Annotated in this window: 11 protein-coding genes and 1 pseudogene; 10 read left to right on the forward strand and 2 right to left on the reverse strand. The window is 58.8% G+C overall.

Annotated features, from left to right (window positions below; genetic code table 11):
- Positions 1–6 precede the first annotated feature (6 nt).
- The 5 genes from ACIQ39_RS05700 to dcd all read left to right on the forward strand — a co-directional run bounded on the left by ACIQ39_RS05700 (position 7) and on the right by dcd (position 7,161).
- Positions 7–1,455 carry an ATP-binding protein gene (locus ACIQ39_RS05700; RefSeq protein ID WP_396433643.1) on the forward strand — a complete coding sequence of 483 codons (1,449 nt, stop codon included), beginning with the start codon at positions 7–9 and terminating at the stop codon, positions 1,453–1,455.
- The gene (locus tag ACIQ39_RS05705) at positions 1,452–4,628 is read left to right on the forward strand and encodes a type I restriction endonuclease subunit R (RefSeq protein WP_396433644.1); all 3,177 of its coding nucleotides are present in this window, start codon (positions 1,452–1,454) and stop codon (positions 4,626–4,628) included. The genes ACIQ39_RS05700 and ACIQ39_RS05705 overlap by 4 nt, the downstream gene beginning before the upstream one ends.
- The gene (locus ACIQ39_RS05710; RefSeq protein WP_396433645.1) at positions 4,625–5,305 is read left to right on the forward strand and encodes a M48 family metallopeptidase; all 681 of its coding nucleotides are present in this window, start codon (positions 4,625–4,627) and stop codon (positions 5,303–5,305) included. The genes ACIQ39_RS05705 and ACIQ39_RS05710 overlap by 4 nt, the downstream gene beginning before the upstream one ends.
- A gap of 105 nt (positions 5,306–5,410) precedes the next feature.
- Complete coding sequence (locus ACIQ39_RS05715) at positions 5,411–6,508, forward strand: BMP family ABC transporter substrate-binding protein (RefSeq protein WP_396433646.1); 1,098 nt, start codon at positions 5,411–5,413, stop codon at positions 6,506–6,508.
- A gap of 77 nt (positions 6,509–6,585) precedes the next feature.
- Complete coding sequence (gene dcd / locus ACIQ39_RS05720; protein WP_396433647.1) at positions 6,586–7,161, forward strand: dCTP deaminase; 576 nt, start codon at positions 6,586–6,588, stop codon at positions 7,159–7,161.
- Between the two features lie 61 nt (positions 7,162–7,222).
- Here the strand turns inward: dcd and ACIQ39_RS05725 are convergent, their stop codons facing one another.
- Positions 7,223–7,468, reverse strand: a complete 246-nt coding sequence (locus ACIQ39_RS05725; RefSeq protein WP_396433648.1) for a metal-sensitive transcriptional regulator — start codon at positions 7,466–7,468, stop codon at positions 7,223–7,225.
- Positions 7,469–7,585: 117 nt separating this feature from the next.
- Here ACIQ39_RS05725 and ACIQ39_RS05730 point away from each other — a divergent pair, with 117 nt between their 5' ends.
- Positions 7,586–9,175, forward strand: coding sequence for a Na/Pi cotransporter family protein (locus ACIQ39_RS05730; RefSeq protein ID WP_396433649.1), 1,590 nt, complete (start codon positions 7,586–7,588; stop codon positions 9,173–9,175).
- Positions 9,176–9,370: 195 nt separating this feature from the next.
- On the opposite strand, the gene ACIQ39_RS05735 is transcribed toward ACIQ39_RS05730, so the two are convergent.
- Positions 9,371–9,706 carry an ArsR/SmtB family transcription factor gene (locus tag ACIQ39_RS05735; protein ID WP_396433650.1) on the reverse strand — a complete coding sequence of 112 codons (336 nt, stop codon included), beginning with the start codon at positions 9,704–9,706 and terminating at the stop codon, positions 9,371–9,373.
- Between the two features lie 133 nt (positions 9,707–9,839).
- On the opposite strand from ACIQ39_RS05735, the gene ACIQ39_RS05740 reads away from it, so the two are divergent.
- From ACIQ39_RS05740 to ACIQ39_RS05755, 4 genes and pseudogenes are all read left to right on the forward strand, one after another.
- Positions 9,840–10,931 (forward strand): efflux RND transporter periplasmic adaptor subunit, encoded by a 1,092-nt coding sequence (locus tag ACIQ39_RS05740; protein ID WP_396433651.1) that lies wholly within the window; start codon positions 9,840–9,842, stop codon positions 10,929–10,931.
- Positions 10,928–14,143, forward strand: coding sequence for an efflux RND transporter permease subunit (locus ACIQ39_RS05745; RefSeq protein WP_396433652.1), 3,216 nt, complete (start codon positions 10,928–10,930; stop codon positions 14,141–14,143). Before ACIQ39_RS05740 ends, ACIQ39_RS05745 begins: the two co-directional genes overlap by 4 nt.
- A 32-nt stretch (positions 14,144–14,175) precedes the next feature.
- Positions 14,176–14,385 carry a DUF2892 domain-containing protein gene (locus ACIQ39_RS05750; protein ID WP_396433653.1) on the forward strand — a complete coding sequence of 70 codons (210 nt, stop codon included), beginning with the start codon at positions 14,176–14,178 and terminating at the stop codon, positions 14,383–14,385.
- Between the two features lie 15 nt (positions 14,386–14,400).
- Positions 14,401–14,585 (forward strand): annotated as a pseudogene (locus ACIQ39_RS05755) (transporter); the annotation flags it as partial.

Raw genomic sequence — 14,585 nt, forward strand, 5'->3', positions numbered from 1 at the left:
AGACGTATGGAATCCCAGCACACCGAATGGAAAGAGGTCTGGCGCGACGACTACCTGCGCTGGGTGTGCGGCTTTGCCAACGCGCAAGGCGGACGCTTGCTGCTGGGGGTGAACGACAAGGGGCAAGTGGTGGGTTTGCCCGACGCGGCCAAGCTGCTGGAAGACTTGCCCAATAAGGTGCGGGACTTGTTGGGCATTGTGGTGGACGTGAATCTGCACACCGAAGCTGACCTGCCGTATTTGGAGGTGGTGGTGCAGGCGTACCCCAACCCGATCAGCTACCGGGGCCATTACTACATGCGCAGCGGCAGCACGCTGCAAGAGCTCAAAGGTGCGGCGCTGGACCGTTTTTTGTTGGGTCGCCATGGTCGCACTTGGGACGGCGTGCCGCTGCCCCAGTTCAGTCTGGCCGATGTGTCGGCACCGGCCATGGCGCGGTTTCGACAGTTGGCCCAGCGCAGCGGTCGGCTCGATGCCGAGACGCTGGCCCATACCTCGGTGGACAGCGATGCCCATTTGCTGGACAAGTTGCGACTGAAAGAGGGCGCGTATTTCAAACGCGCAGCCGCCTTGTTGTTTGCGGCAGACCCCCAGCGTTTTGTGACCGGGGCGTTTGTGAAGGTGGGCTTTTTTGAGTCTGAGACTGAACTGCTGTACCACGACGAGGTGGAGGGCGACTTGTTTCACCAAGTCAAGAACACGCTGGACTTGTTGCTCACCAAGTACCTGAAGGCGGTCATTTCTTACGACGGCATTGTGCGGGTGGAGACCTTTCCGGTGCCGCGTGCGGCGCTGCGCGAAGCATTGCTGAACGCACTGGTGCACCGCGACTATGCGGTGACCGCGCCCGTGCAGATTCGGGTGTACGAAAACCGCTTGCGCATGTGGAACCCCGCTGTGCTGCCCGAGGGCTGGACCTTGGATACGCTGCTGGGCGCGCATTCGTCCAGCCCCTACAACCCGGCGATTGCGAATGTTTTTTTCAGGGCGGGCGAGATCGAGGCCTGGGGCCGTGGGGTGGAGCGGATTTTTGCGGCTTGCGAAGCGGCGGGTTCGCCCAAGCCAGTGCTGCGCTATGACCCGTATGACATGTGGCTGGAGTTTCCGTTTGATCCTGCGTATTTGAAGGCGCTGCGGACGGGACAGCGGCAGACCGAACAAGTCACCCCCGAAGTCGAGGCCCAAGTCGAGGCCCAAGTCGAGGCCCAAGTCGAACTGACTGCGACAGAACAGCTCATTTTGAAGGCCTGTGAGGGACAAGCCTCAACAGGTCAAGAACTGCTGGTCGCAGCAGGGTATAGCCAGCGAACAGGCAACTTCAAGCGTGCCATGGAGCGCTTGCTGTCACTGGGTTTGATGGCTTACACATTGCCGGACAAACCCAACAGCCGACTCCAAAAATACAAATTGACTGCCTTAGGGAGGCAGTGGCTCCACCACAAGAACAAGGTATGAACAAACTCAGTCAACAACAAATCAAGCTGGACGAGCGCAACCACGTTGAGCTGCCGCTGCTGGACCAACTCAAAGGTATGGGCTGGGAGGTGCTGGACTTATCGCAACAGCAAACCCCAGGCGAGACCCACCGCAGCAATTTGTCCGAGGTGCTGATGCAGCCTGTGCTGCGTGCGCAGCTCAAGGTGATTCAACCCTGGCTGCAAGACGACCAAGCCGACGAGGTGGTGCAGCAGCTGGCGGCATTGCCGGGTAGCAACTTGCTGCAAAACAACCAACATGTGTTCCGCTTGTTGACCGAAGGCACCAGCGTGAGCGAGAACCGCGCCACAGGCGCGAAAAGCCCCACCGTCAAGTTCATTGACTTCGACAAGGTCGAGAACAACCGTTTTATAGCGGTATGCCAGTTCAAGGTGCGCATTCGGGGCACTGAGCACCACATCATTCCAGACGTGGTGTTGTTTGTGAACGGCATTCCGGTGGTGGTGATCGAGGCCAAGTCGCCCAAGGTGAAAGACGCTTTGCCTGAGGCCATCGACCAGTTGATGCGCTACAGCGAGCAGCGTGGTGCCAAGGGTGAGGGCAGCGCGGCCTTGTTTGCGTTCAACCAATTCCTGGTGGTGACGTGCCGAAACGAGGCCAAGTTTGGCACCATCACCACGCACAACGAAAAGCACTTCTACCGTTGGGCAGACCCGTACCCGATGAAAATCGATGATTTGCGGCAAGGTGGCAGCAGCCCCAATGACCAGCAGCGGGTGGTGGCTGGCATGATGGCGCATACGAATTTGCTGAGCATCATCCGCACCTTCACCATTTTCAGCACCAGCGACAAAGGTGAATTGATCAAGGTGGTGGGCAGGCATCAGCAGTTCAAAGCTGTGAAGGAAGCCGTCAACCGCTTGTTAACGGGCCAAAACCCACACGCACGCAGTGGCATCATTTGGCACACACAAGGCAGCGGTAAGTCGCTGACCATGATGTTCATGGTGCGCGAGATGTACCGCCATGCAGCGCTGGTCAAGTGGAAAGTGATTTTTGTGACCGACCGCACCCAGCTGGAAGAGCAGCTGAGTGAGACCAGCCAAAGCATTGGCTTTCAGGTCAAGGTGGCCGACAGCATCAAAACGCTCAAGGAACTGCTGGCCAGCGAAGCGTCGGATCTGGTGATGGCGATGATTCACAAGTTCCGTGAAGCGGACCTGGAAGCCACCTTCCCTGAGCTGAACAAAAGCGCGCACATTTTGGTGATGACCGACGAGGCTCACCGTGCTCAATATTCCAAGCTGGCGGCTAATTTGGACAAAGGCATTCCGAATTGCACGCGGATTGGTTACACCGGCACGCCCATCGACAAGACTGAGAAGGTGTTTGGCGAGTACATCGACAAATACACGATGCGTGATGCCATTGAAGATGGCGTGACGCTGGAAATCGTCTACGAGGGCCGCACGCACAACGCCGAAGTCAAAGACAAGCCGGGTATGGATGCCAAGTTTGCCGACGTGTTCAGCGACTACCAAATCGATGAACGCTTGACGATTTTGGGTTTTGGCTCTCGCGCTGCTTATCTGGAAGCCGAAACCACCATTGAGGCCAAAGCGCAAGACATGGTCGCGCACTACCTGACGCATGTGTTTCCCAACGGGTACAAGGCGCAAATTGTGGCGTCCTCACGCGAGGCGGCGGTTCGCTACAAAACCCATGTGGATGCTGCCTTGCTGACTGCCGTGAAAGAGGCTGAGGAGCAACAGCCCCAGCCCATCAACTTGGCTGTTTTGAAGAAACTCAAAAGCGATGTGGTGATTTCGGGCAGCCACAACGATGAGTTACACCTTAAAGCCTTCACGGACAGCAGCAAACACGAAGCGACCATCAAGAGCTTCAAGTTGCCGTTTGACAAGGAAGACAACGGTGTTAGCGGCGATGTTGGCATCATCATCGTCAACAACATGCTGCTGACGGGTTTTGATGCGCCGATTGAACAAGTCATGTACCTAGACAAAGTGATCGTGGCGCATGGCCTGTTACAGGCCATTGCGCGGGTCAACCGTGTGGGTGGGAAAACCAAGGACAAGGGCTTTGTGGTGGACTACGTGGGCATTGGCCACCACCTGAAAAAAGCTCTGGATTCTTACGATGAACGCGAACAAAAAGAGCTGACGCAAGCCATCAGTTTTCCTGAAGACGAATTGCGCGAATTGCAGGCTAGCCATGCTGCCATCACGGCGTTTTTGGCCAAAAATGGCCTGTCTGATCTGGCTGACCACGATGCATTCTTTGACGTCTTTTACGACGAAGACCTGCGCTTTGAATTCATGGCGTTGTTCAAGGTGTTCACCAAAAACTTGAACTTGGTTTTCCCGGCCCGGCAAGCGCTGGACCATATGGGGGACTACAAGGCCTTGGTGGCGATCAATGAATTGGCAGCCAAACATTTCCGCGATGAGCGCTTGAGCATGAAGGGCATACCGCCCAAGCTGCGCCAGATCACGGACGCTTATCTGGTGTCGAAGGGCATTGATGTGATGGTCAAGCCGATTTCGATTTTGGATGAGGACTTTCAAAAAGAAGTCAAAAAACGCAATGGGATCAAGAGTAAAGCCGCCGCCATTGAGCACGCTGTGCGCAACCATTTGGATGTGGAGCTGAACGATGATCCCGAGTTGCAAGCTTCATTTGCAGACGCTTTGGCGCAGATATTTTTAGACTTTGCCCAGAATTGGGCCAAGATTTACGAGGCGCTGGAAAAGCTGCGCCAACGCATCGTGAGCGCCAGCCAAGAGCCCACTTATGGGCTGAGCAAGAAAAAGCAGATGCCGTTTTTCCGGATGCTGCGCAAAGAGATTTTTGGGGAGCTACCCGAGACCGATGGCCCGACGGCCATGGAAAAGCCGCCAGCTCATTTGGGCTGGACCGAAGAGAGTCAAATCAGTGCTTTGGTGGCGTTGACGCAGCATGTCTATGCGGAAATTGAAAGAGAACTCAAACTGACCGGATTTTGGGAAAGCATTCCTGCAAGAAACAAGCTTCAGGCCGATTTGCAGAAAACCCTGTTGCAGCCTGAATTCATGAAAATGCCCAACCTAGCACTCAATCGTAAACACATCATCAGCCGGATGATGGAGATTGCCGAGAGAAACAACGACCTGATTCAGTTCGCCAACGAATGAACCTGACTTACACCACTGTTCGTTCTGCCAAACGCAAGAAGCTCACGATCACGGTGGAGCGTGACAGTTCGATTCTTGTGCTGGCACCTGAAAGTGCGACAGACGAGGCCATTGATCGCGTCGTTCAGTCCAAGCGGCAATGGCTGTTTGAAAAATTGCAAAACGCACCGAAATACCAGGGCACTCATGCTCCAGGTAAAGAGGTCGTCAGCGGTGAGTCGGCGTTGTACTTGGGGCGCGAGTACAGGATCACTTTGACCGATGCATCTGATGCTCGGGTCGTTTTTGACCGTGCTTTTGTGATTCCGCAGGGTGACCGTCTGCAGACTCGGCAAGCTTTCAGAGATTGGTATCAGGCCCAAGCCCAAGAGGTGATTCTTCCGCGAGTGCAGCGTTTGGCGTTTGAGTTGGGGGTTGACCTGGCCGAGGCAGTCATCGTAGATGACCGTTTGCGTTGGGGGTCTTGCACGGCCAAAAACAACGTAAGGCTGAATTGGCGCTTGATCAAGGCTCCGATGTCGGTGATTGATTACGTCATCGTGCACGAGTTGGCGCACTTGCTGGAGAACAATCACACGCCTGCTTTTTGGAACATCGTTCGCGCCAAAGTGCCTGGTGCTGAAAAATCCAAAGCTTGGTTGAAAGAGCACGGGCAAATACTTGAAGAGGAAATTTGAGAGCTTGCGCTTGAGCTTGGTCGTTGCTGGTTAGAATCTGCCCCGAAGCCCGCCGCCCCGGCGGGCTTCGTTTTTTCAATTTTCGGGGCCATGTAGAGGACTACCATGTATAAAAACCTCGCTGCCACGCTCGTGGCCGCCTGCTTTTTTGTTTCGGCCGCACAGGCCCAAATCTCAGCACCAACACCCAAACCATCCACCGAGCCCATCAAGGCCGGCTTTGTCTATGTCTCGCCCATCACCGAGGCGGGCTGGACCAAGCAGCACGACGAGGGCCGCAAGGCGGTTGAGCGGGCTTTGGGCCAACAGGTCAAGACCACATGGGTGGCCGATGTGCCCGAGGGCGCTGACGCTGAGCGGGTCATCCGCGATTTGGCCCAACAGGGCCACCAGATCATTTTCACGCCCAGCTTTGGTTACATGGAGCCCACGCTCAAGGTGGCCAAAGAGTTTCCGAATGTGAAGTTCGAGTCGGTCACGGGTTTTAAGACAGCCCCCAACGTGGCCGCGTCGAACGCCCGTTATTACGAGGGCCGCTATTTGGCGGGCATTGCCGCTGGGCGCATGACCAAGTCCAACGTGGCGGGCTATGTGGCGGGTTTCCCGATTCCCGAGGTGTTGCAAGGCATCAACGCCTTCACTTTGGGCATGCGCTCGGTCAACCCCCAAGCCACTGTCAAAGTGGTTTGGCTCAACGCCTGGTTTGATCCCCCCAAAGAGCGCGAAGCGGCCATGGCCTTGTTCAACCAAGATGTGGATGTGATCGCGTTCCACACTGGCTCAACCGCCGTGATGGCCGCCGCCCAAGAGCGCGGCAAGATGGCGGTGGCTTACCACTCCGACATGCGCCAAATCGGTCCGGATGCGCAGATCATCGCGGTGACCCACCAGTGGGGCGATTACTACACCGCCAGAGTCAGGGCGGTCTTGTCTGGCAGCTGGACGACGGGCAGTGTGTGGGGCGGTATCCGTGACGGCATGATCCGCGTGGGCGAGTTTGGCCCCAAGGTGCCCAAGGCAGTGCAAGATGAAATTTTGGCCCAACAAAAGGCTGTGGGCTCAGGCCAATTGTTGCCCTTCGCAGGCCCGATCACCGACAACGAAGGCAAGCTGGTGTTGCCCGCAGGCCAAAGCCTGAGCGATGCCCAGATCCTGAACATGAACTACTTGGTGCAAGGCGTGCAGGGGCGCGTCAGCCGCTGAGCTTTGTTGAAGTGGCTGGCCCGGCTCTGACGGCCCGGGCCTGCCCCTAAAATAGCGCGATTCAACAAGGGCACACCATGAGCATCAAGAGCGACAAATGGATCCGCCGCATGGCCGAAGAGCACGGCATGATCGAGCCGTTTGAGCCGGGCCAGATCCGCAAGGATGCAGCCGGTCAAAAAATCGTCAGCTATGGCACCAGCAGTTATGGCTACGACATCCGCTGCGCCCCTGAGTTCAAGGTGTTCACCAACATTTACAGCACGGTGGTGGACCCGAAAAATTTTGACGAGCGCAGCTTTGTGGACATTGAAAGCGATGTCTGCATCATCCCGCCCAACAGCTTTGCGCTGGCCCGCACCTTGGAGTATTTTCGAATTCCACGCAACGTGCTGACCATTTGCTTGGGCAAAAGCACCTACGCTCGCTGCGGCATCATCGTCAACGTGACGCCCTTCGAGCCCGAATGGGAAGGCTATGTGACGCTCGAATTCAGCAACACCACGCCCTTGCCCGCCAAGATTTATGCGGGCGAAGGTTGTGCCCAAGTGCTGTTTTTTGAGAGCGACAAAGACGATGTGTGTGAGACAAGCTACAAAGACCGTGGCGGTAAATACCAGGGCCAAGTGGGCGTGACGCTGCCCAAAACTTGAGCTGACCTGCGGCCCATCGGTTTGGGTGCTGGCCTGGTCGAATCAGGGGCGTCGAGCTGCGTCAGGCAAATTTGGTCAGCATTTCTGCAACGTGCTCAGGTGATTGGTCACCTTGCTCGATCATGCAGCCGACCATGGAGAAGAAAGATTTGTCCAAGGCTTTGCGGGCAGCGGCCATTTGCTGGGCGATTTTTTCGCATTCGGCATCGGCTTCAATGAGCTTTTGCAGCCCACGCAATTGGCCTTCGATGCGGGCCAAACGAGCGCACAGGTTTTTTCTCTTTTCAGCGTTCACGATGCGGCTCATGCAAGTCTCCTGAGGTGCCATGGGCAGTGGGGTGGGGTACTCGGGTGATGATAACTTTTTTGTATTGAAGTCGGCTTGAGGTGGCTTGTTGGGCGGTGCCGTGCAAGAATGAACTTCATGGACTCATATGCATGGATCGGTGGCTTGGCAGGTGGTGTAGGCCTGTTTTTGTTGGGCATGGGCTTGATGACAGATGGTCTGCGCTTGGCCGCAGGTCTTGCCTTGGCCCGCATCTTGGCGCAGTCCACGCGGACCCGTTGGCATGCGCTGGGCTTGGGCATGTTGGTTACGGCTTTGGTGCAGTCGTCCAGCGCGGTCACGGTGGCTGCCATTGGTTTTGTGAACGCGGGTTTGCTGCAATTCAGGCAGGCGGCTTGGGTCCTCTTGGGGGCCAATGTGGGCACCACCGTGACGGCTTGGTTGGTGGCCTTGGTGGGCTTGCAGTTCAAGGTCGAGGCCCTGGCTTTGCCCTTGATCGGTTTGGGCATGATGTTGCGTTTGACCGGCGAGGGCAGCCGCAGGGGGGCGGTGGGCATGGCCCTGGCTGGGTTTGGTATTTTGTTTTTGGGCATCGACCTGCTCAAAGACACGTTTTTTGGCTTGTCTGACTTTTTCCAGTTGCCCGGGGGCTCCGGGGCTTTGGAGGTGCTGACCTTGGTGGGCATTGGCATCATGCTCACGGTGTTGATGCAAAGCTCCAGCGCCGCGCTGGCGGTGGCCTTGACCGCTGCGCAAGGCGGCATGCTCACGGCCCAAGGCGCAGCGGCTGTGGTGATTGGGGCCAACATCGGCACCACGGTGACGGCCTTGATGGCCTCGCTGGGCGCCACGCCCAACGCCAAGCGGGCGGCGGCTGCGCACATTGTCTTTAATTTGTTGACTGGGGTGGTGGCTTTGCTGTTGCTGCCGTGGTTGCTGAATTTCTTGGCTGTGCTGCGCGACTGGCTGGCGCTGGATGCCGCGCCTGCGGCAGCCTTGGCGATGTTTCACACCGCATTCAACGTGCTGGGCGTGCTGCTGATTTGGCCCTTGATGCAGCCACTCACGCAGTTCTTAGAGTCCCGCTTCAAAACGGCCGAAGAAGACGAGGGGCGGCCGCGCTTCATTGACAAAAATGCCTTGGCCGTGCCCGAGCTGGCACTCGATGCTTTGGCGCTTGAGCTGCAGCGCTTGGGCGATATGGGCCAAAGCGCGGTGCGCACCGCCTTTCGGGATGTGTCACCTTTGCTGCAGCGCAAGAGCTTGGTGGCCGACCGCTTGGCCAGCGCCATTGCCACCTTCATCACCCAACTCAACCGCAGTGGCATGTCGGCCGAGAGTGCTGCACGCCTGCCACAGTTGCTGCGTGTGGCGCGTTATTACGAAACGGCCACCGAGCTGGCCGCCGAAGCTGCTGCTGCTTGGGCCGAGCGTGTCAGCCACCCGGCTGTCAATGTGGCTTGGCAAGCTTGGCGCGAGCAGGCCCAAGGGCTGCTGACACCATGGGGCTCAGACAAGGTGCCGACAGCGCAGACCGAGCTTCAGCTGCAAGCCTTTGAGGCGGCTTATCAAGGGCTCAAGGCCGTGTTGCTGGAGGCGGGGGCGCAAAGCCAACTGCCGGTGGTGGCCATGGATGCCCAACTGCGCGGGGCCAGTGCTTTGCGCCGTGCGGTCCAGCAATGCATGAAGGCGCAGCGCATTTTGGTCGATCGTTCCGATGTGTCGTGAAACGCGGCCCTGCTGGTGTGGCGACGCGCGCCGCGCTCTTTTTGGTCATGCCGAGCTGGTGCTTGACAGCTTGGGCCAAGACCTGGAATCGGTTTGGCACAGCAGGCCAATGCAAACATCAACCGCCTGCGCTCGATTCCGATCCAGGTCTGCGTTGACAGAGTCGGCAAAGCTGGCGTGGCATCAATCGCGCGATCAGGGCGGTGAGAACAAGGCCCGGTCGTTGGAGGTTTGTTCGTATTGCCGGGCGATGTTGGCGCAAACCAAATCGCACAGGGCGTAAATAGAGGGGTCTGACACTTTGTAGTACACGCTCGCGCCCCGGCTTTCGCGGGTGACGATGCCGTGTTGTGCCAAATAAGACAGATGGCGCGAGACATTGGCCGCCGAGTAGCCCGACAACTGGGCCAATTCGCCCACGTTGTACTCGGCGTCGCGCAACAGATTGAGGATTTTCAAGCGCGTGGGCTCGGACAGCGCCTGAAAGTAGGCGGCAATTTGTTCGAGCGCTTTGGCTGGCAAGTCTTTCATGGGTGCTCCAAGACACATTGTAGGGAGGCCGTCCGCTGGAAAATGTTTGACGGGGTGTCGAATTTGATTGTATCATTGCGCATGTGCGCAAACAACCAAACGCGCAATCTAACGGTTTGAAGGAGAAGCTTTGATGAACAAACGTTTGATTTTGGCCACAGCCATGGCCTTGGGTGCCTGGCCTGTCGCTTCGGCTTGGGCTCAGGCCGCTCCCACAGGCGTGGTCAGTGTGGCCGCACAAGCCAGCGCAGCAGGTGCCCAAGAGATGAGCCTGGACGCGGTGGTCGAGGCGGTGCGCCAGGCCACCTTGTCGGCCCAGGTCCCAGGGGCCATCGTCAGTTTGAACGTCAAGGCCGGTGACCGGGTGCGGGCCGGGCAGGAGCTGCTGCGCATCGACGCCAGCGCCGCGCAGCAAAATGTGGCGGGCAGCACGGCCCAACTCGAAGCCGCGCAGGCCAATTTGCGCGTGGCCAGCAAAGAGCTGGACCGTCAAAAGCAACTCTTTCAAAAACAATACATCAGCCAAGGCGCTCTGGAGCGCGCCCAAGCCCAGTACGAAGCCGCCCAGGCCCAGGTGCAGGCCCAGCAAGCCCAAACCCGTGCAGCCCAAACACAGACGGGTTTCTTCAGCGTGCGTGCCCCCTTCCATGGCGTGGTGTCCGCTGTGCCTGTCACCTTGGGTGACATGGCCATGCCGGGCCGCCCCTTGGTGACCTTGCACGACCCCTCGGCTTTGCGCGTGAGCGCGGCGGTGCCGCAGTCGATGATTCAAGGTGTTCGCAACCAGTTGCAATCGGTGCGTTACGAGATCTCGGGCCACACCAGCGTGGCAGCGGCCAGCGTCCAATTGCTGCCCGCTGTGGATCCGGTGACGCACACCGCACAGTTGCGTGTGTCTTTACCTGCGGGCGTTGAGGGCTTGGTGCCCGGCATGTTCGCCCGGGTTTGGGTGCCTGGCAGCTCGGCCAGCGCTGCAGCTCCAAACGGGGTCAAGGATGCAGCCCAAGCGGGCCGCGTTTTCTTGCCGCTCACAGCCATCGTGCGCCGCGCCGAGATGACCGGTGTTTACGTGATGGACGCGCAAGGCCAAGCGCGTTTGCGCCAGGTGCGCTTGGGGCGCACCACGGGCCAGACTGTCGAGGTGCTGTCGGGTGTGAGCGCGGGTGAGCAGGTGGTGACCGAGCCCGCCAGCCTTGGCAAAAACCTTCCGAAAGCAGCCCCATGAGCGAGCCAAAAATGGGCATTTCGGGCCGCATTGCGGCCGCCTTTCAAAGTGCGCAGATCACGCCTTTGCTGGCGTTGGTGGCGTTTTTGCTGGGCGTGTTTGCCGTGATGGTGACGCCCCGCGAAGAAGAGCCGCAAATCAACGTGACCATGGCCAACGTGATCGCGCCCTTCCCGGGTGCGTCGGTGCGCGAAGTCGAGCAAATGGTGGCGATTCCTGCCGAGCAAGTGCTGTCCAAAATCGCGGGCGTGGAACACGTCTACTCGGTCTCGCGCCCCGGTGTGGCGATCATGACGGTGCAGTTCAAGGTGGGCGTGCCGCGCACCGAGGCGCTGGTCAAGTTGCACGACACGATCCGCGAAAACGCCGACTGGTTGCCGCGCAAGCTGGGCTTGCCTGAACCGCTCATCAAGCCCAAGGGCATCGACGATGTGCCCATCGTGTCCCTCACCTTGCATGGCAAAAACGCAGACGTGAGCGCCTTTGATCTGGAGCGCGTGGCGCACAGCATCGAGGCCGACATCAAGCGCGTGCCCGGCACCCGTGATGTGCTCACCATGGGTGGCCCGCGCCGCGCGGTGTTGGTGCAAATTGACCCGCAGCGCATGAACGGCTCGGGCGTCACGGTGCACGATTTGCGCATGGCCTTGCAGTCGGCCAATTTGGGCCTGCCCGTGGGCGACTTGTTGGGTGCCAACCAGAGCGTGGCCATCGAAGCCGGTCCGCACCTGTCGCAGGCCTCTGAAGTGGCCGATTTGGTGGTGCAAGTGGTGCAGGGTAAGCCGGTCTTCTTGAAAGACGTGGCCGACGTGAAAGACGGCCCCATGCCCGCCGAGCGCTATGTCTGGCACGGCAACAACGCCAAAAACGGTGGCGAAGAGTTTGCCGCCGTGACGCTGTCGATCACCAAAAAATCGGGTGAGAACGCCATTGACGTGGCCAATGGCGTCAAGCGCCGCGTCGATACGCTGCAGGGCACGGTGATTCCTGACAACGTGCAGGTGGTGGAGACCCGCAACTACGGTGAAACCGCCAACGACAAGGCGCAAAAGCTGATCCAGAAACTGCTGTTTGCCACCGCCTCGGTGGTGGCACTCGTGTTCATGGCGCTGGGCCGCCGCGAAGCCGCGATTGTCGGCGTGGCCGTGATCTTGACGCTGACCGCCACGCTGTTTGCGTCCTGGGCTTGGGGCTTCACGCTCAACCGCGTGTCGCTGTTTGCGCTGATCTTTTCGATTGGCATTTTGGTGGACGATGCCATCGTGGTGGTCGAGAACATCCACCGCCACCAGCAGCTGTACCCGGGCAAGAGCATCCGCGAGATCATCCCCGGCGCGGTGGACGAAGTCGGTGGCCCCACCATTTTGGCCACCTTCACCGTGATTGCGGCTTTGTTGCCCATGGCGTTTGTGAGTGGCCTGATGGGCCCCTACATGAGCCCGATCCCGATCAACGCCAGCTTGGGCATGTTGCTGTCGCTGGCCATTGCCTTCGTCATCACGCCTTGGTTGGCGGGCATGTGGATGAAGCCCTCTTCTGGCCATGCGCACGGTGCGGCAGGGGGCCACAGCGGTCTGAGCGCCAAACTCGAACCTGTGTTCGAAAAAATCTTCAAGCCCTTGCTCGACACCCGCACCGGTGGGCGCAACCGCAAACTGTTGGGGCTGGGCGTGGCGGGTTTGATCGCCTTGTCTTTGGTCTTGCCCGCCACCGGTTTGGTCATGCTCAAGATGCTGCCTTTTGACGACAAGTCGGAGTTTCAGGTGGTGGTGGACATGCCCGCAGGCACACCGCTTGAGAAAACCGCCGCCGTGATGCGCGAGCTGGGTGGTCACCTGGCCACCGTGCCCGAGGTCATGCACTACCAAGCCTATGTGGGCACGGCTTCGCCCATCAACTTCAACGGTTTGGTGCGCCAGTACTACCTGCGTGCAGGCGCTGAGCTGGGCGACATTCAAGTCAACCTGGTGGGCGCAGCCGAGCGCAGCGACAAGAGCCATGTGATCGCCACGCGTGTGCGTCCGGCCTTGCAAGAGATCGGTCGCCGCCACGGGGCCAATGTCAAAGTGGTGGAGGTGCCGCCTGGCCCGCCGGTGATGTCACCCATCGTGGCCGAGATTTATGGGCCTGATGCCGAAGGCCGCCGCCAAGTGGCCAAGGCGGTGCGCGCCGTGTTTGAAAAGACCGAGGGCGTGGTGGACATCGACGACAGCTCGATTGCCGACGCCCCGCGCAAGCTGCTGCTGGTGGACCGCCGCAAAGCCGCGATGTTGGGCGTGTCGCAGCAAGCCATTGTGACCACCTTGCGTGCCGGTTTGGCGGGCGAGGCGGTGACCTACTTGCACGACGGCAGCAAGTACCCGGTGCCCGCCTTGATACAGCTGCCCGACCATTTGCATGGCGATCTGGATGCCTTGCTGCAACTGGGCGTGAAAACCGCCACAGGCCAGGTGGTGGCCATGCGCGAGTTGGTGACAGTGAGCGACACGCTGCGCGAGCAGCCCATCGTGCACAAAAACATGTTGCCGGTGAACTTTGTCATGGCCGACATGGCAGGCAAAGTGGACAGCCCCTTGTATGGCCTGTTCCAGATGCGCGGCGACATAGCGCAGATCAAAGGCCCGGATGGCCAAAAGCTGGAGGAATACTTCATCAACCAGCCCGACGACGCCTGGCGCGGCTACAGCATCAAGTGGGATGGCGAGTCACAGATCACCTACGAAACCTTCCGCGACATGGGCGCGGCCTATGCAGTGGGCCTGATCCTGATCTATTTGTTGGTGGTGGCGCAGTTTGGTTCTTACCTCACGCCGCTCATCATCATGGCACCCATTCCGCTGACCATCATTGGCGTGATGCCAGGCCACGCTTTGCTGAACGCGCAGTACACCGCCACCAGCATGATCGGCATGATCGCGTTGGCGGGCATCATCGTGCGCAACTCGATCTTGTTGGTGGACTTCATCAACCTGCAGGTCAACAGCGGCATGGAATTCAAGCGGGCGATTGTGCAGTCGGCCATCACCCGCGCCCAGCCCATCATGCTCACGGGGCTTGCGGCCATGATCGGGGCCTTCTTCATTGTCGATGACCCGATCTTCAACGGCCTGGCCATCTCGCTGATCTTTGGCATCTTCGTGTCCACGGTGCTGACCTTGGTGGTCATCCCGACTTTGTACTACGTGGCGTACCGCAAAAAGTACGGCGCTTGAATTTTTTCTTTCATCAACTGGAGTAAATCACCATGAAATCTTGGCAAATCGTTCGTTTGGTCGCCGGTACCTTCATCTTGTTGTCATTGGCACTCGGTGTGCAAGGCAGCCCTGTTTTTGTCAGCCAGTGGTGGTTGGCTTTCACCGCGTTTGTGGGCATCAACTTGCTGCAAAGCGCTTTGACCCAATGGTGCTTGATGGAAACCATTTTGCGCAAACTGGGCGTTCAGGCTGGCAGCTGAGCCAAAGGTGTGAGCATGTACACGCCTCATTTCAAACGCCGTCCCATGATCGGCTGGCTGCTGACGGCCAGCCTGCTCAGCCCTGCAGCGCACGCTTTGGACTTGCTGCAAACGTGGGAGCAGGCGCGCCTGCACGACCCCCAAATGCAGCTGGTGCTGTCCACGCGTTCCTCGGTGCAGGCTTTTGAAGCGCAGGCCCA

This window comes from Limnohabitans sp. (assembly GCF_044361645.1).
GTDB lineage: Bacteria > Pseudomonadota > Gammaproteobacteria > Burkholderiales > Burkholderiaceae_C > Limnohabitans_A.